Here is a 15,641-nt window from a genome sequence, read left to right on the forward strand (position 1 = left end):
GATGACGGAATGCGGCAGTTTCCTCTGGAGATGCACCACATGGCACCCGGCCGGGTCGTCGAGTGGCGGTTGCGGTCCACGGCCGGGGCGCAGTCCCCGGGTCCGGACGGCGCCGACGGGACGGCGGACAGGAGGGCCTCCTTCAACCAGGACAAGCACTTCACCGTCGCCGAGGAGAGCCGCGCGGCGGACGACCCGACCGCTTCGTGGATCGCCGTCACCTTCGAGGTCGCGGGCCCGCTGGACGAGGACGCGCTGACCGGCGCGCTCCTGGCGTTCGTACGCCGCCACGAGGTGCTGCGCTGCGAGTTCCGGCGCCTGGCCGGGGAGTTGGCGTGCGCTCCGATCCCCGCCGCCGAACTGGCTCTGGACACGGTCCCGGTCGCCGAGTTCGACCGCACCGAGGAGCTGACCGGCTTCCTCGTGGAGCGGTTCAAGCGGAGCATCGACACGCTGTCCTGGCCGCTGTTCACGATGGGCGCCGTGCTGCGCGAGGAGTCGGCGACCGTCTACCTGGCCTTCGACCACATCGTCTGCGACGGAATGTCGATGCCGATCGTGGTCCAGGAGGTCGAGAGGGGATACGAGGCCCTGCGGCGCGGAGAGTTGCCCGACCCGGCACCCGCGCCGAGCTACCTCGACTTCGCCGAGGAGCAGCGCAGCCGGTACCTCTCCATCGACGCCGACGACGAACGGCTGGGCTACTGGAAGGAGTTCATGGCGAGCGGCGGCGGCGAGTTCTTCCCGCGCTTCCCGCTCGAACTGGGCGTGGAGCCCGGCCGGATGTACTCGATCGTGAACGAGGCATCCCCGCTGCTGGATGCCGCCGAGGCGGAGGTCTTCGAGAAGGCGTGCCTGGCGGTGGACGGCAAGCCGTTCATGGGCGTGCTGGCCGCCGTCGCGGTCTGTCTGCGCGAGGCGGGCGGGCCGGGGGTCTACCGGGGGTTCATGCCGGTGAGCGAACGCGGCCGGGCCGGGTGGGGCAACTCGGTGGGCTGGTTCGTCAACACCATGCCCATCGAGTTCGACGCCTCGCCCGGCCGGGACTTCGAGCAGGTGATGGCTTCGGTGCGGGCCGGCTTCAACGAGATGATCGACCACATCGACGTCCCCTTCGTGCGCGCCTGGGAGCTGCTCGCGCCCCGTGAGTTCGCCGCCCGCTCCTGGCCGTACCCGGTGAACTTCTTCTCGTACATCGACATGCGCAAGTGTCCGGGCGCCGAGCGCCACGAGGACTGGCGGCCCACCTCCCACGTGTGGTCGGCCCAGGCCAACGGCGCCTGCTCGTGGTTCCAGCGGGACGCCGAGGGGCTGCACATGAACTCGATCTACTCGGACACCCCCGCCGCCCGGCGCACCATGGACGGTTTCCTGGATGCCCTGCGCGAGACGGTCCGGGAGATCGCCCGCCACGGCTCGCTGCGCCGCCCCATCGCGCTGACGCCGCCGCGCCGGCCCGCGCGGACGCCGCTCGACGTGGCGGCGTTCGCCCGCCGCGGCTGATCCGGGCCGCGCCTCCCGGCTGAGCCTCCCGGCCGTGCCTCAGAGGCGGGCCGCACGGGCGCGCAGCAGGGCCTGTTCCCGGGCGTTGCGGGTGAGCAAGGCGGCACGTTCGAACTCCGCGCGGGCCTCCACGGGGCGGCCGAGCCGCTCCAGCAGGTCTCCCCGTACGCTCGGCAGCAGATGGTAGGAGCGCAGGGCCGGTTCCGCCGTGAGGGCGTCGACCAGGGGGAGCGCCGCCGCCGGGCCCTCGGCCATGGAGACGGCGACGGCCCGGTTGAGCTCGATCACCGGTGACGGGATCAGCAGGACGAGCCGTCCGTACAGGGCGGCGATCGTGGGCCAGTCGGTGTCCTCGTAGCGGACGGCGTCGGCGTGACAGCCGGCGATGGCTGCCTGCAGGGAGTAGGGGCCGGTGCCCGACCGGTGCAGGGCTTCGACCCCGCGCCGGATCAGCAGGCGGTTCCATTTGGACCGGTTCTGGTCGGCGAGCAGCACCGGCTCCCCGTCCGGGCCGGTGCGGGTGGCGATGCGCGAGGCCTGGAACTCCAGCAGCGCCGCCAGGCCGTGCGCTTCGGGCTCCTTGGGCATCAGGCCGGCCAGGACCCGGGCGAGGCGCAGCGCGTCCTCACACAGGGCGGGGCGGACGAGGTCGTCCCCGGCGGTCGCCGAATAGCCCTCGTTGAAGACGAGGTAGATGACCTCCAGCACGGAGGCGAGGCGCTCTTCGCGGTCGGCTCCGTACGGGACCTCGAAGGGCACCGAGGCCTTGGCGAGCGTCCGCTTCGCGCGGACGATCCGCTGGGCGACGGTCGGTTCGGGGCAGAGGTAGGCGCGGGCGATCTCCTGGGTCGTCAGGCCTCCCATCAGCCTCAGGGTCAGCGCGATCCGGGCATTGGTGGCGAGGACGGGGTGGCACGCGGTGAAGATCAGGCGCAGCAGGTCGTCGTCGATGGATTCGGGATCGGCGAGCGCGGCCTCCTCCTCGGGCGGCGGGACGTCCTCCAGGGTCCGGCCCACTTCGGCGAGCTTGCGCGCGTAGGTCTCCTTGCGGCGGACCAGGTCGATGGCCCGGTGCTTGGCGGTGGCCATCAGCCAGGCCCCCGGCTTGTCGGGCACGCCGGAGGCCGGCCACTGCTCCAGCGCCGCGACCAGCGCGTCCTGGGTGATCTCCTCGGCGATGCCGATGTCGCGCACGATCCGGGCGACGCCCGCGATGATCCGCGCGGACTCGATCCTGAACACCGCTTCGACCGCTCGGGTCGTACTCACTGCCGTCACGGCTACCCATCAGAGCAGCCGTGACGAGGCAGGGCAAACGGCACGGGAGGGCGCGGGACGGCGCGGGGCCGCGGGACCGTGCGGCGCGGCGCGGCGCCGCCGGTCGTCAGCTTCCGTCGAGCTGACGGAGCTCCGCGCCGACCGTCCAGTTCTCGGGGTGGATCTCCAGGAAGCGCTTGGTCCATTCCAGCGCCTCGTCCTTGTCCTTGCACTGCATGAGGGCGTACCCGCCGACGACCTCCTTGGTCTCGGTGAAGGGCCCGTCGGTGTAGCTGAGCTTTCCGCCGGACCAGGTGACCCGGGTGCCTTCGGAGGTGGGGAGCAGGCCGGCGGTGTCGAGCATGACCCCGGCCTTGGTGATCTCCTCCATCAGGGCGCCCATGCGGTCGTTGAAGTCGGCCGGGAAGGGGGTGTCGGGGGTGAGGTTCTGCTCGTCGATGCGGATGAGCGAAAGGAAGCGCGGCATGGTGACTCCTCGGTGTGGAGGACGGGGCCCTTCCCCGCCTCTCACCCGTGCGTCGAACGGGAGACGCCCGGATCGACAGCTTCCCGGAAAAATCTTCGGCGACTTTTGGGACGCGCGCGGCAGGGCGGATTTCGGCCGCCGGCCCGGTCGGAGCTACCGGCGATTAGGATCGCCGAGCCCAGGCCCCTCCGAGAGGATCCCCCGATGCCGCGCACACCTTCCTCGCCGCTCCTGCTCGCCGGTCTGCTGGCGGGCGCGGCGGTGGCGCACACCGTCGCCCCCAAGCAGTTCGACGCGACCGTGCCGCGCTCGCTGCCCGGCAGCCCGCGCCAGTGGACGTACGCGAGCGGCGCCCTGGAGCTCGTGCTCGCCGCCGGGGTCGCCCACCCGCGCACCCGCAAGGTCGCGGCACTGGCCACGGCGGCCTTCTTCGTCGGCGTGTTCCCCGCGAACGTCAAAATGGCCGTCGACGCCCGCCACCGCTCCCCCGCCCTGCGGGCCGTGGCCCTGGGCCGGCTGCCGCTCCAGGTCCCGCTGGTGCTGTGGGCCCGCAAGGTCGGCCGCGACGCGGCGGCCTGAGCCGCCGGCAGCGCGGGCGTCAGCGGCTGTCGCCCGTCCAGTCCCAGTGACCGGGATCGGACGCCCGGCGGCGGTAGTGGGCCCGGCCGCCGGGACCGTAGCGCCCTATCTCCGTCGGGAGCCGTGCCTCCTCGGCGAGCTGCGGACCGCTCCAGCCCGTGATGTCGAGCAGCAGGCCGTCCAGCGGCCCGCCCACGAGCTCGCCGTAGGCGTGCCCCGGGAGCGGACCCGGGTCGGGGTCGTCGTGGTCGGCGCCGTAGACCCGGCGCCGGAGCATCCTGTCGTCCATACCGGTCAGCTTCACAGACGGCACTGACAATGCCCCCCAGCAGCGATGATGGGAGCCGTTCGGATCGCACGGCACACGAAGCGGAGCACCATCCATGGCACGTCGGGTACACCAGCCACTGGAGGACCAGGAGTTCGACTTCATCCTCGGCATGACGGACGGTCCGGTGCTCGCCTACTTCTGCGGCAGCTGGCCGAAGGCCCTGGAGCCCTGCCGCGCGATGGACACGGTCGTCGCCGCACTGGCACAGGAGTACGGGACCCGGCTGACGGCGGTACGCGTGGACATCACCCGCTGCCCCGCGCAGACCAAGCGGTACGAGGTGACGGGCGCCCCGACGGCCGTACTCATCGCGGGCGGCGAGGCGATGGCGACCCAGGCGGGGCCGATGACGGCCGGGGAGTTGCGGACGTTCCTCGACGCCCACCTCTGAGCGCGCCCTCCGCACCCCCGTCCCCGCGACTGCCCGCGTCTGCCCGCGTCTGCCCGCGACTCCCTGGGCCATCCGGGCGAAGCGCGCGATATGGCCGAAAGTCACGTGGAACGGATAGGTGCCTGAGGCATGTAATGGGTTCCGGATCAACGGAACCATCGCGTGCGAGGTGCTGCATGTCCGAGAAGACCATTGCCTTCCCCCAGGACCGGACCTGTCCCTACCACCCGCCGGCGGCCTACGAACCGCTGCGGACGGGCCGGCCGCTCTCCCGGGTCACACTCTTCGACGGCCGCTCCGTGTGGGTGGTCTCCGGGCACGCCGAGGCGCGCGCCCTGCTCTCCGACGGCCGGCTCTCCGCCGACCGGCAGAACCTTTCCTTTCCCGCCCCCACCAGGCGGTTCAAGGGTCTGAGCAACCGGCGCGCCGCCCTGCTCGGCGTCGACGACCCCGTCCACAACACCCAGCGCCGGATGCTGATCCCGAGCTTCTCGCTGGGGCGTACCGCGGCCCTGCGCCCCCGGATCCAGGAGACCGTGGACCGGCTGATCGACGAGATGACCGCCTCCGGGCCCTCCGCGGAGCTGGTCGGCGCCTTCGCCCTGCCGGTGCCGTCGATGGTGATCTGCGCCCTGCTCGGAGTCCCGTACGCGGACCACGAGTTCTTCGAGAGCCAGTCCCGGCGGCTGCTGCGCGGCCCGGAACTGGCCGACGTCGAGGACGCCCGGGAGCAGCTCAACGGCTATCTGCGCGAGCTCATCGGCCACAAGCGCGAGCACCCGGGCGAGGGCCTGCTGGACGAGCTGATCGTGCGGCGCCTGGAGACCGGCGAGACCGATGTGGAGGAACTGGTCTCGCTGGCCGCGATCCTGCTCATCGCGGGGCACGAGACCACGGCCAACATGATCTCGCTGGGTACGTTCACCCTGCTCAGCCACCCGGAACAGTTGGACGAGCTGCGCGCCGATCCGTCCCTGCTGCCGGCGGCGGTGGAGGAGCTGATGCGGTTCCTGTCCATCGCTGACGGCATGCTCCGGGTGGCGGCCGAGGACATCGAGATCGGCGGGGTGACCGTCCGCGCCGACGACGGGGTGATCTTCTCCACCTCCGTGATCAACCGCGACGAGAGCGTGTTCACGGAGCCCGACACCCTGGACTGGCACCGGCCCACCCGGCACCACCTGGCCTTCGGCTTCGGCATCCACCAGTGCCTGGGCCAGAACCTGGCCCGCGCCGAGATGGAGATCGCGCTGGGCACCCTCTTCGAACGGCTCCCCGGCCTGCGGCTGGCGGCGGATCCGGACCGGATCCCCTTCAAACCCGGGGACACGGTCCAGGGCATGCTCGAACTCCCCGTGGCGTGGTGAGCCCGGTGAGTCCGGCGAGCCCAGCGAATCCGGTGAATCCGGTGAGTCCCACCAGCCCCAGGAGCCGCGTCTCCGTCGACACGGCCGTCTGCATCGGGGCCGGCCAGTGCGCCCTGACGGCGCCCGGCGTGTTCACCCAGGACGAGGACGGCTTCGGCGCGGTGCTGCCGGGCCGTGAGGACGGCGGCGGCAGCCCGCTCCTGCGGGAGGCCGCGCGCGCCTGCCCGGTGTCTGCGGTCACGGTCGAGGAGGACTGAGCGGGACGGCGGCGGGCGGCGCCGCCCGGAGGCTCCGCGGCGGCGCCGGCCAAAGGACCAGCTCCGGGCGGCGCCGCCCAAAGGCTCAGTGCCGGGCGGAGGCGCCCAGCCGCTGGAACAGCGCCTCGTCCAGATCCAGCCCCCGCTGGGCCTGGTTGATGGCCTGAGAGCTGTAGATCCCGGTCGAGCGGGCCGCCAGTACGGCGTCCCGCGAGGCCGCGATCACACCGAGCCGCAGGTCCACGTACTGCTCCCGCGTCCCGTCGAGGACGGGGACGGCCGTCCTGTCGAAATCCAGCCGGGCGTCCTCGCGGACCTTGACCAGGACCTCGGGCGCGTACGGGCTTCCATCGCCCTGGACCAGGCCCGGCTCCTCCAGCGCGGCCCGGCCCGCGGCGGCGACCTCGTCGAGCAGCCGCGCGTACTCCTCCTGGAAGCGGACCGGGTCGTCGCCGGACACCTTCACCTTCCGGATGACGGCGGGCAGGGTCAGCCCCTGGAGCAAGAGGGTGGTGGTGGCGACCACGAAGGCGATGAGCAGCAGCTGGGGGCGGTACGGGGTGTCCTCGGGCAGGGTCTGGGCCGCGGCGACGGTGATCGCCCCGCGCATCCCGGCCCAGGCCAGGGCCACGCCGCTGCGCCAGCCGAGGCTCTCGTTGACCTTGAAGTCGGCGTCGGCCGAGGCCCGGGTGACGCGCTCCTTCATCTGCTCCCTGCGGCGGGCCGTCAGCTCCCTGCGGGGGCGCAGCGGGTTGGCCGGCTGCTCGGACTCCGGGGCGCCGAGCCGGTCCATCAGCCAGTCCAGCCGGGGCTTGCTCGCGGCGGCGCGCTGCGCGTCCTTGCGCAGGGAGGCGATGAGCGGGGCGACGAACACCATGCGCGCCACGATCACCAGAGCGGCGGCCGCGAGGCCGATGAACAGGGCGCGCCAGGCGCTGAGCCCGTCCGCGGCGACCTGGTCGAGGAGGCCCTTGAGGCCGAGTCCCATCAGGAGGAAGATCGCGCTTTCGAGCAGGAAGGCGAGGGTGCGCCAGTTCATGGCCTCGGCCAGCCGGTCCTGGGCGCTGAGGAAGCGCGGGGCCTGGTGGCCGGTGACCAGCCCCGCGACGACCACCGCGAGGACTCCGGAGGCGTGGAACTCCTCGGCCGGCAGGAAGGCGACGAACGGCACGACGAAGGAGATCGCGGTGTTGAGCAGGCTGTCCTTGAGCAGCCCGCGGACCCGGACGTTGACCAGACCCACGAGGATGCCGACGGCGGTGGCGAGGGCCACGGAGAAGAGGAAGTTCCCGGCGACCCCGGCCAGGGAGACGGTTCCGGCCATGGCCGCGATCGCGGAGCGCAGCAGCACCAGCGCGGAGGCGTCGTTGACGAGCCCTTCCCCCTCCAGCATGGTCAGCAGCCGGGACGGGAGGCCGAGCTGTTTGCCCATGGAGGTGGCGGCGACCGCGTCGGTGGGGCTGACCACGGCGCCGAGGGCGCAGGCCGCCGGCCAGCCGAGGCCCGGCATGAGCCAGTGGAAGAGCCAGCCCGCCCCGAGGGTGGTGACGGCCACGAGCAGGACCGCCAGACCGCTGATCGCCTTGATGTTGCGGCGGAAGTCCGACGCGGGCATGTTCACGGCCGTGGAATAGAGCAGGGGTGGCAGCACGCCCGCGAGTACCCACTCCGGCTCGACGGCGACCGCCGGCACGCCCGGTACGAAACTGAGGGCGATGCCGACGACCACCAGGCTCAGCGGGGCGGCGAGGCCGAGCCGCTTCGAGAAGGCGGCGACGGCGACGATGCTGCTGACGCCGACGATCGATACGAGGGTCATTTCCATGCGCGGTACAGGGCCTTAGGGGTGCTCGGGGGCGATTTGTCCACCGTACGCCCCGAGGTTTCACCGCGTCAAAAATTGAGCGACTCAACTTTTGACGCGGTTCCCGCGGCCCGCGCCTGGGCCCGGGCCTACTCGGCGGACGCGGCCTGCGGCAGCAGTCCGGCCGCCCGCCGCTCCAGCACCAGCGCGCCGTCCACGAGCTCGGCGCAGGCGTCGAAGAGCTCCCGCCGTCCGGCGGCGTCCGCGCCGGAGTCCGCCGTACGGGCCAGCTCCGCGAGCCGCGACCACTGCCGCCCGGAATCACGGAAGAGCGCGGCCGCCTCGCCGTGTCCGGCGAGGTCGAGGAAGTCCGCGTACAGCGGCCGGGTGGCGCCCGGGGCGGTCCACTCCTCCTCCAGGCAGGCGTGCAGCCGCTGCGTGCCCAGCGCGAAGGCCTCGGGAGTGGCGAAGCGGCGCTCCCAGCCCGTCTTGGTACTGGTGTCGCGCAGCTGCGCGGCGAACTTCTCCATGCCGGAGAAGCCGAAGTTGACATCGAAGTGGTTGCCGAGGACCGGCCCCGTGAGGCGGGAGACGGTGGCGGCGACCGCCGCGTCCAGGTCCGGTTCGCCGGCGGGCTTCCCGGTGGTCACCACCATCTGGTGGCGGCCCTTCTTGTGCCCGGACCAGGCGGCCCCGAACTCCTCGCGGCCGATCGCGTACGGGGTTCCGGCGCCCTCCAGACCGGCCGCCGGGTCGTCCACGAAGTAGGTGTCGCCGTCGTGGCCGACCACAGCCACCACGTAGGGGTCCGCGGCGGCCAGCTCCGCCATCGGGGCGGGACCGTGCCAAGGCAGGGCGGACCGGTCGACGGTGCAGAACACCGGCGCCCCGGCGTCGAGCGCCGCCTCGACCCGGTGCCAGCGGGGCTTGGCGCTGCGCGTGGCCTCGTACGGGATGCGCAGGCGGGTCAGGGCGACCTGGACCCAGGGGTCGGGGTGGGCCTGGGCGACGATCGTGGGCATCGGCGGCCGGCCGGCGTACTCGAACACGAAGTACATGAAGCCGATACCGCCCGCCAGGCCCGCGACCAGGGCCTCTTCGTGCACGCTGCCGAGCGCGTGCCGGATCAGCGTGGCCTCGCGGTGGGTTCCGGGGGCGAAGTCTTCATATACGTGCGCAGTCATGCGGTCAGCGTAGCCGCGCCGAGGACCGTCGACCGCGACCCGACTTCCTGTACAGTTGCCCAGGAAGTCGGCGGGACCGCCCTCCGCTCACCCACCCCAGGGAGGTGGCCGTGCACACGGTCGCAACGATCCTCATCGGCCTCGTCGCCGCACTGCACGCGTACTTCCTCGTCCTGGAGATGTTCCTGTGGCAGCGGCCGCCGGGCCGCGCCCTGTCCGGCTTCGATGCCGAGACGGCCCGCCTGACCGCGCCGCTCGCCGCGAACCAGGGCCTCTACAACGGGTTCCTCGCCGCCGGCCTGGTCTGGTCGCTCGTCATCGACTCGCTCGCCACGCAGATCTTCTTCCTCGTCTGCGTGATCGTCGCCGGGGTGTACGGGGCCGCGACCGCCAACCGCCGCATCCTCCTCGCCCAGGCCCTGCCCTGCGCCCTCGCCCTGGGCGCGGCCCTGCTCGCCGGATGACCTCCCTCCCCGAACCCCGCCCCGACCCGCGACCCGACCCCCGCACCGCCCGCACCAAGGCCCGGCTGCGCGAGAGCCTCCTCGCCGAGTGCGCGGACCGGCCGCTCGGCGAGGTCAGCGTCTCGGCGGTGGTCCGCCGGGCGGGTGTCGGCCGGGCCACGTTCTACCTGCACTACGAGGACCTCACCGCGCTCGCGGTGGACGCGTGCGCCGACGTCGTGCACGCGGCGGTCGACGCCCTGCACGCCTGGCAGACGGATCCGGCAGCGCTTCCCCCGTCACACCCCCCGGCCGCACTGGCCGCCTTCCTCGGCGGCGCCGCCGACCGGGCTCCGCTCTACCGCACCCTGCTCCTGCCGGGCGGGGGCGGCCCGCTCGGCGAACGCCTCTACCGGGAGCTGCGCGAGCGCAGCCGGGCGGAACGCGCCGCGGTGGGCGCCCCGCGCCCCGAGCTGGTGGCCTCGGCCGTGGCAGCCACCTTCACCGCCGTGCTCGCGGACTGGCTCCACGACGACCTGCCCGCAGACCTGACGGACCCGACCGCACTGGCGGACCGCATCTGGCCGCTCCTGATCGCCCTGCACCGGGCGGTGTGATCCCCGCACCGGTCGGCGGTTCAGCGGGTTCCGGGGTTCAGCGGTTCAGCAGGTTCAGCGGGAGGGCGTCGATCCGTCCGGGGCCCGCACGGCCAGTCCCGTCTCGGCCATGACCCGGGTGACGGTGTCCTCGAGGGAGTGCTCCGCCTCGATGACGCTCTCCCAGTCGCCGGGCAGGAGGTCGAGCGGCCGGTACCAGTCGCGCATCTCCGCCTCGCCGTAGTCGCCCGCCTGCGGTTTGCCCGCGTGCCGGCGCAGGGTCTCCTCGAAGGGCACGTCGAGGTAGTAGAAGTGCGTCGGCCCGCGGTGGGCGCGGCGCAGGGCGTCGAGCATGGGGCCGTAGCGGTCCGCGTAGAGGATCCCCTCGACGATCACGTGGAAGCCGTGGTCCAGCGCGTAGCGCGCCACGCTGCCGATGAGTCCGATGTTCGCCGCGCCGGGCGTGTCCCGCTCGCGCAGCACGACGCGGCGCAGGTTGTCCTGGCCCACGAGTGCGAGGCCCCGGCCGTGGCGGTCCCGAACCCCTTCCGCCACGGAGGACTTGCCCGCGGCGGAGTTGCCGCGCAGCACGATCAGCCGGGTGTCCGGCGTGCCGGTCATCATCCGGCCCACGCTACCCGCCCGCCCCGGACGTGCGTGAGCCCCGCCGGAAGATCGGGCGGGGCTCACATCACGGGCAGGGCTCGTGAAGCGGTGCTAGCCGATGGTGACCACCTGCTCCGCCTGGGGTCCCTTCGGCCCCTGCGTCACGCCGTACTCGACCTTCGCGCCTTCCGCCAGCTCCTTGAAGCCGGTGGTCTGGATTGCGGAGAAGTGCACGAACACGTCGGGGCCACCGTCGTCCTGCTGGATGAAGCCGAACCCCTTCTCCGAGTTGAACCACTTCACGATGCCAGTTGCCATCTGTACTGATCCTTCACAACGTTCCACCGGCCGCACACGCGGCCGGACCCGATCCTGCCCATTGATCGGCCCGAGCACACGCCAAGCGCGGCCAACCGGGGTGCTTCCGGATATTCGAACTTTTCTCCGCCCCGTCCGTGAAACGGGGGAGCAGGCCTTCGCACGGGCCCCGAGAGGGGCTCCCGGCGGGGCGCTCCGAAAGAGTCTTCGAGAGGGGACGGACATGGGCGAGCTCGCGACGTTCCGGGTGCCGGCTCGGATCACGGGAACGACGGCGGACATCATGCTCGGCGGGGCGATGGTCCGCGCCTGGCAGCGCGACGGGATCTTCCAAGTGGCCGCCGACGGGCGGCAGGAGGCCCGTACGCGGGCCGCGCTGGCGGCGAGCCGGCGCTTCTTCGCCCGGCCCGCGGCGGAGAAGGCCCGGTACGTCAACGACACCTCGTACAGCGGGTACATCGCCTCGGGCGAGGAGGTGACGGCCGGCCGGCCGGACGCCTCGGAGATCTTCACCATCACCCCCGACATCCCCGCGGAAGGGGCCGCCGGACTGCCCTGCCACGGTCCGGTCCCCTGGCCCTCCCCCGGCTACCGCGCGGCCATGGAGGCCTACTTGGCGGGCGTCGGCGGGCTCGGCGAGCGGCTGCTGCGGCTCGTGGCCCTGGGGCTGGGCCTCGGTCCGGCCGGCATCGACCGGCTCGCGGGCCCGACCCGCGGCGGCTGGCACCACATGCGGGTGCTGCGCTTCCCCGCCGCGGGGCGGACCACGGAACGCGGGATCGGCGCCCACACCGACTACGGGCTCCTCGTGATCGCCGCCCAGGACGAGGTGGACGGGCTCTTCGTACGGCCTCCGGTGACGGGCGAGGAGCGACCGCGCAACTGGCTGCCGGGCGAAAGCACGGCGGGCTTCGCCGAGGACCGGCCCGGATGGACCGTCGTACGGCCCGTCGCGCGGGTGCTGACCGTGTTCCCCGGGGACATCCTCCAGTTCATGACCGGGGGCGCGCTGCTGTCGACCCCGCACCGGGTGCGGCTGGCGGACCGGGAGCGGTACGCCCTCGCCTACTTCCACGAGCCGCGCTTCGGTGCCCGGATCCGCCCCCTCTCCCCCGTGCCGGCCGGGCACGGCGGGGACGGCGGCGCACAGGCCCCGGTGATCCACTACGGCGAGCACTTCACCCGGATGTTCATGCGGTGCTATCCGCAGCGGGCAACGACGCGGCGGATCGAGAGCCGGGGACTGCTGCGGCACCTCGCCGCGGCCCGCTGAGCCGGCAGCCCAGGCAGTCGGCGTGGCCGGAATGCGCGACGGTGTCGCGGACCCGCCAGTCCCACTGGCTCTCCGGACGGGGACCGCTCGGCTTGCCCCAGCCGGCGAGGTGCAGGAGCCAGGTGGCGAGGCCCGCCGCCACGACGACCCCCAGGCCGATCCAGATGCCTGGGGTCCAGGAGGCGCACAGGGCCGCGCCCGCCGCCGTGCTTCCCACCAGGGCGATCGCGGTGCCGGTCCAGCCTGCGACGGTGTGGCCGAGGTCCACGTGGCCGTGAGCGCTCATCTTTCTCCCCTGCTTCGTCCGCTTCGTCGGTTCAGTAGGCTCGAATGGCGTTCTCTTACGGAGAAAGCCATTTATCTCACGAGCTAAGTAACTTAGATGCTAAGGAGTAACCGCGTGCAGGGCAAGCCCCGCCCCGCGGCCACGGTCCAGGAGGCGCTGTCGCGCATGGACCGGTACGTCGCTCTCGGCATCGTCGGCCAGCAGGAGGTGGCGCAGCTCCTGGGGCTGAACGTCACCGACCTGACCTGCCTCGGCCACATCCTGGGCGCCGGGGAGGAACCGCTCGGCGCGGGCGACCTCGCCGAGCTGACCAACCTCACCACCGGGGCGGTGACCGGGGTGCTCAACCGTCTGGAGCGCGCCGGGTACGCGAGCCGGCAGCCCGATCCCGCCGACCGGCGCCGGGTACGGGTGGTCGCGGACCCAGCCGCCGCCGCGCGGATCTTCGCCGTCTACGAGCCCTTCTACGCCCGGCTCGGCGCGGTGTTCGCCCAGTACACCCCCGATGAGATCGCCGTCATCGCCGACTGGTTCGGGCGGGCGACGGCCGAGGTCACCGCCCATCTGGACCGGGTACGGGCCGGGGAACTCGGTCCGGTGGCCCGGTAGGCCCGATGGTAAAATTTGCCTTTTGGCGACGTTCGCGTCGCGCTCCCGATCATCTTGATCAAATATTTTGAAACACGCCTCACGGAAGGTTCTGCATGAAGAACCCGTCACCTCATGGGCGCTTCGGCATCAAGCCCGGAGCGAAGGCAGGCCCGAAGGGCGGTGCGAAGGGCGGCGGGAAGACCCCGCGGACCCTCGGCCCCCAGGGCGAGTACTCAATGCCCCGGACGACCACGCCGGCGCTGCCGCCGGTGGAGTCCTTCTCGGAGCTCGGCCTGCCCCCTGAGCTGGTGACGACGATGGCCGACCAGGGGGTGTCGGAGCCGTTCCCCATCCAGGCGGCGACCCTCCCCAACTCCCTGGCGGGCCGCGACATCCTCGGCCGCGGGCGGACCGGCTCGGGCAAGACGCTGGCCTTCGGCCTGGCCCTGCTCGCCCGCACGGCGGGGCAGCAGGCCGATCCGAAGCGGCCGCTCGCGCTGGTCCTCGTACCGACCCGCGAGCTGGCGCAGCAGGTAACCGAAGCCCTGGCCCCGTACGCGCAGGCGCTGAAGCTGCGCGTCGCCACGGTCGTCGGCGGCCTGTCGATCGGCAAGCAGACGGGCGCGCTGCGCACCGGCGCCGAGATCGTGGTGGCCACCCCGGGGCGGCTGAGCGACCTCATCGGCCGGCGCGACGTGCACCTGGAGCGCGTGAAGATCGTGGTCCTCGACGAGGCCGACCAGATGTGCGACATGGGCTTCATGCCGCAGGTCACCGAAATCCTCGACCAGTGCCACCACGCGGGCCAGCGGATGCTGTTCTCGGCCACCCTGGACCGCAATGTGGACCAGCTGGTCCAGCGGTACCTGAAGGACCCGGTCGGGCACTCCGTGGACCCGCAGTCCGCTTCGGTGTCCACGATGGACCACCACGTGCTGCACATCCACGCCGCCGACAAGGTCTCGGCGGCTACCGAGATCGCGGCCCGCGAGGGCCGGGTGCTGATGTTCCTGGACACCAAGCACGGGGTCGACCAGTTCGTGAAGCACCTGCGCGCCATGGGCGTACGGGCGGAGGGGCTGCACAGCGGGAAGTCGCAGCCGCAGCGCACCCGGACCCTGGGGCAGTTCAAGGACGGCCTGCTCAACGTCCTGGTCGCGACCAACGTCGCCGCCCGCGGCATCCACATCGAGGACCTCGACCTCGTGGTCAACGTGGACCCGCCGGCCGACAGCAAGGACTACCTGCACCGGGGCGGGCGCACCGCGCGGGCCGGCGAGTCCGGCAAGGTCGTCACCCTGGTCACCCCGAACCAGCGGCGCGACATCGTCCGGCTGATGGCCGACGCCAAGATCCGGCCGACCATCACCCAGGTCCGCTCCGGCGAGGCCGCGCTGAGCCGCATCACCGGCGCGAAGGCCCCCTCCGGCGTACCGCTGGCCGGCGCCGCGGCCACCGACACCAAGGGCCGGCCTTCGGGCTCGGACCTCGGCTTCCGCGGGATCGGCACCCGGCCCGGGCGGCCCGGCAAGGGCAAGGAGTCCCGTAAGACCATCGAGGCCCGGCAGGCCGCCGAGGCCCGCGCGGCGGCGCGGGTGCGGCGCGGCACGAAGTAGCGCCGGGCAGCGGGAGACAGCAGGACGGGAGGGCCGAGGCCGCGGGTGCGGTCGCGGCCCTCCCGTGCGTTCCGGGAATCCGGTCGGTCAGGTCAGGAGCCGACGGCGGCCCGCCGCAGCAGCCGCTGCGCCGCCGCGTTGCGGACCCGGCGGGTCCTGGCGCCCTCGGCGAGCAGCCGCAGGGCCTCCTCCGCGTGCAGGGACCGGGCCGCCGTGCCCTGGCACCAGTCGGAGGTGGCGAGGAGCTCCGCCGCGGACCAGGGCTCGCCCCGGGTGACGGCCTTCAGCAGGGTCCACTCGCGCAGCCGGCGGGCCGCGAAGGTGCGGCCGCCGAGGGCGGCGCCCACGGCCTGCGCCCAGGCCGGGAAGGCCTCGTCGGCCAGCAGCCCGGCCGCCCGCCGGTCGAGGTGGGTGACCACGGCGCTCTCGGCCATCACCAGGTCCGGGTCGCGCAGGACCGCGGCCACGGCCTCGGCTTCCGCGGGCAGACCGGAGGCGGCCGCCAGGGACTCCAGGTGCCGGGCGTAGCGCCAGTGCTCGGACGGCGTGTCCGCCGCCACCGCGCCCGTCGTCCCGTCGATCCGGGCGGGCCGGCGTTCCGGGCCGCCGTGGCGTATCTGGTGCTCGCTTCTCCCCATGCATCCATTCCACACGACCCCGGTGAACGACGGGTTGTCAGGGTGGCATCACGCCGCCGGACGAGCTGCCGCGGGGAGGGCCGGGCACCTGCCGAGCCCCGCATCCGCGCAGGT

The 15,641-nt window shown here is 72.8% G+C and carries 19 protein-coding genes; 10 read left to right on the top strand and 9 right to left on the bottom strand.

The window, feature by feature from the left end; genetic code table 11:
• Positions 1-9 precede the first annotated feature (9 nt).
• Entirely contained in the window at positions 10-1,503 is a 1,494-nt protein-coding gene (locus OG435_RS05665) for a condensation domain-containing protein (protein ID WP_266875696.1), read from the top strand.
• Between the two features lie 39 nt (positions 1,504-1,542).
• On the opposite strand, the gene OG435_RS05670 is transcribed toward OG435_RS05665, so the two are convergent.
• Positions 1,543-2,772, bottom strand: coding sequence for an RNA polymerase sigma factor (locus OG435_RS05670; protein ID WP_266875697.1), 1,230 nt, complete (start codon positions 2,770-2,772; stop codon positions 1,543-1,545).
• A 115-nt stretch (positions 2,773-2,887) separates the two neighbouring features.
• Complete coding sequence (locus tag OG435_RS05675; protein WP_266875698.1) at positions 2,888-3,247, bottom strand: YciI family protein; 360 nt, start codon at positions 3,245-3,247, stop codon at positions 2,888-2,890.
• Between the two features lie 204 nt (positions 3,248-3,451).
• Here OG435_RS05675 and OG435_RS05680 point away from each other — a divergent pair, with 204 nt between their 5' ends.
• The gene (locus tag OG435_RS05680; protein ID WP_266875699.1) at positions 3,452-3,826 is read left to right on the top strand and encodes a DoxX family protein; all 375 of its coding nucleotides are present in this window, start codon (positions 3,452-3,454) and stop codon (positions 3,824-3,826) included.
• Between the two features lie 19 nt (positions 3,827-3,845).
• On the opposite strand, the gene OG435_RS05685 is transcribed toward OG435_RS05680, so the two are convergent.
• Entirely contained in the window at positions 3,846-4,115 is a 270-nt protein-coding gene (locus OG435_RS05685; RefSeq protein ID WP_266875700.1) for a hypothetical protein, read from the bottom strand.
• Positions 4,116-4,209: 94 nt separating this feature from the next.
• Between OG435_RS05685 and OG435_RS05690 the strand changes: the two genes are divergently transcribed.
• The 3 genes from OG435_RS05690 to OG435_RS05700 all read left to right on the top strand — a co-directional run bounded on the left by OG435_RS05690 (position 4,210) and on the right by OG435_RS05700 (position 6,172).
• Positions 4,210-4,548 (top strand): thioredoxin family protein, encoded by a 339-nt coding sequence (locus OG435_RS05690; RefSeq protein WP_266875701.1) that lies wholly within the window; start codon positions 4,210-4,212, stop codon positions 4,546-4,548.
• 176 nt (positions 4,549-4,724) lie between these two features.
• Positions 4,725-5,915 carry a cytochrome P450 gene (locus OG435_RS05695; protein ID WP_266875702.1) on the top strand — a complete coding sequence of 397 codons (1,191 nt, stop codon included), beginning with the start codon at positions 4,725-4,727 and terminating at the stop codon, positions 5,913-5,915.
• Positions 5,916-5,956: 41 nt separating this feature from the next.
• Entirely contained in the window at positions 5,957-6,172 is a 216-nt protein-coding gene (locus tag OG435_RS05700; protein WP_266875703.1) for a ferredoxin, read from the top strand.
• A gap of 85 nt (positions 6,173-6,257) precedes the next feature.
• Here OG435_RS05700 and OG435_RS05705 read toward each other — a convergent pair whose 3' ends face one another.
• The gene (locus tag OG435_RS05705) at positions 6,258-7,991 is read right to left on the bottom strand and encodes a cation:proton antiporter (RefSeq protein ID WP_266875704.1); all 1,734 of its coding nucleotides are present in this window, start codon (positions 7,989-7,991) and stop codon (positions 6,258-6,260) included.
• 134 nt (positions 7,992-8,125) lie between these two features.
• A complete protein-coding gene (locus tag OG435_RS05710) occupies positions 8,126-9,160 on the bottom strand; it encodes a BtrH N-terminal domain-containing protein (protein ID WP_266875705.1) in 1,035 nt (344 codons plus the stop codon).
• A 110-nt stretch (positions 9,161-9,270) separates the two neighbouring features.
• Here OG435_RS05710 and OG435_RS05715 point away from each other — a divergent pair, with 110 nt between their 5' ends.
• Entirely contained in the window at positions 9,271-9,624 is a 354-nt protein-coding gene (locus OG435_RS05715) for a DUF1304 domain-containing protein (protein ID WP_266875706.1), read from the top strand.
• Entirely contained in the window at positions 9,621-10,220 is a 600-nt protein-coding gene (locus OG435_RS05720) for a TetR/AcrR family transcriptional regulator (RefSeq protein WP_266875707.1), read from the top strand. Before OG435_RS05715 ends, OG435_RS05720 begins: the two co-directional genes overlap by 4 nt.
• Positions 10,221-10,274: 54 nt before the next feature.
• Here the strand turns inward: OG435_RS05720 and OG435_RS05725 are convergent, their stop codons facing one another.
• Together OG435_RS05725 and OG435_RS05730 are read right to left on the bottom strand one after the other, a co-directional pair.
• Positions 10,275-10,820, bottom strand: a complete 546-nt coding sequence (locus tag OG435_RS05725) for an AAA family ATPase (RefSeq protein WP_266881541.1) — start codon at positions 10,818-10,820, stop codon at positions 10,275-10,277.
• Between the two features lie 96 nt (positions 10,821-10,916).
• Positions 10,917-11,123, bottom strand: coding sequence for a cold-shock protein (locus OG435_RS05730; RefSeq protein ID WP_266875708.1), 207 nt, complete (start codon positions 11,121-11,123; stop codon positions 10,917-10,919).
• A 223-nt stretch (positions 11,124-11,346) separates the two neighbouring features.
• On the opposite strand from OG435_RS05730, the gene OG435_RS05735 reads away from it, so the two are divergent.
• Positions 11,347-12,396: a 2-oxoglutarate and iron-dependent oxygenase domain-containing protein gene (locus OG435_RS05735; RefSeq protein ID WP_266875709.1), complete on the top strand. Its 1,050-nt coding sequence runs from the start codon at positions 11,347-11,349 to the stop codon at positions 12,394-12,396.
• Here the strand turns inward: OG435_RS05735 and OG435_RS05740 are convergent.
• A complete protein-coding gene (locus OG435_RS05740) occupies positions 12,314-12,682 on the bottom strand; it encodes an HGxxPAAW family protein (protein WP_266875710.1) in 369 nt (122 codons plus the stop codon). The genes OG435_RS05735 and OG435_RS05740 overlap by 83 nt on opposite strands.
• Positions 12,683-12,796: 114 nt before the next feature.
• On the opposite strand from OG435_RS05740, the gene OG435_RS05745 reads away from it, so the two are divergent.
• Positions 12,797-13,291 (top strand): MarR family transcriptional regulator, encoded by a 495-nt coding sequence (locus tag OG435_RS05745; RefSeq protein ID WP_266875711.1) that lies wholly within the window; start codon positions 12,797-12,799, stop codon positions 13,289-13,291.
• 95 nt (positions 13,292-13,386) lie between these two features.
• Entirely contained in the window at positions 13,387-14,889 is a 1,503-nt protein-coding gene (locus tag OG435_RS05750; RefSeq protein WP_430625586.1) for a DEAD/DEAH box helicase, read from the top strand.
• A 92-nt stretch (positions 14,890-14,981) separates the two neighbouring features.
• Here the strand turns inward: OG435_RS05750 and OG435_RS05755 are convergent, their stop codons facing one another.
• Complete coding sequence (locus OG435_RS05755) at positions 14,982-15,527, bottom strand: hypothetical protein (protein ID WP_266875712.1); 546 nt, start codon at positions 15,525-15,527, stop codon at positions 14,982-14,984.
• Between the last annotated feature and the right edge of the window lie 114 nt (positions 15,528-15,641).

Origin of the sequence: Streptomyces sp. NBC_01264, assembly GCF_026340675.1 — a bacterium.
GTDB lineage: Bacteria > Actinomycetota > Actinomycetes > Streptomycetales > Streptomycetaceae > Streptomyces.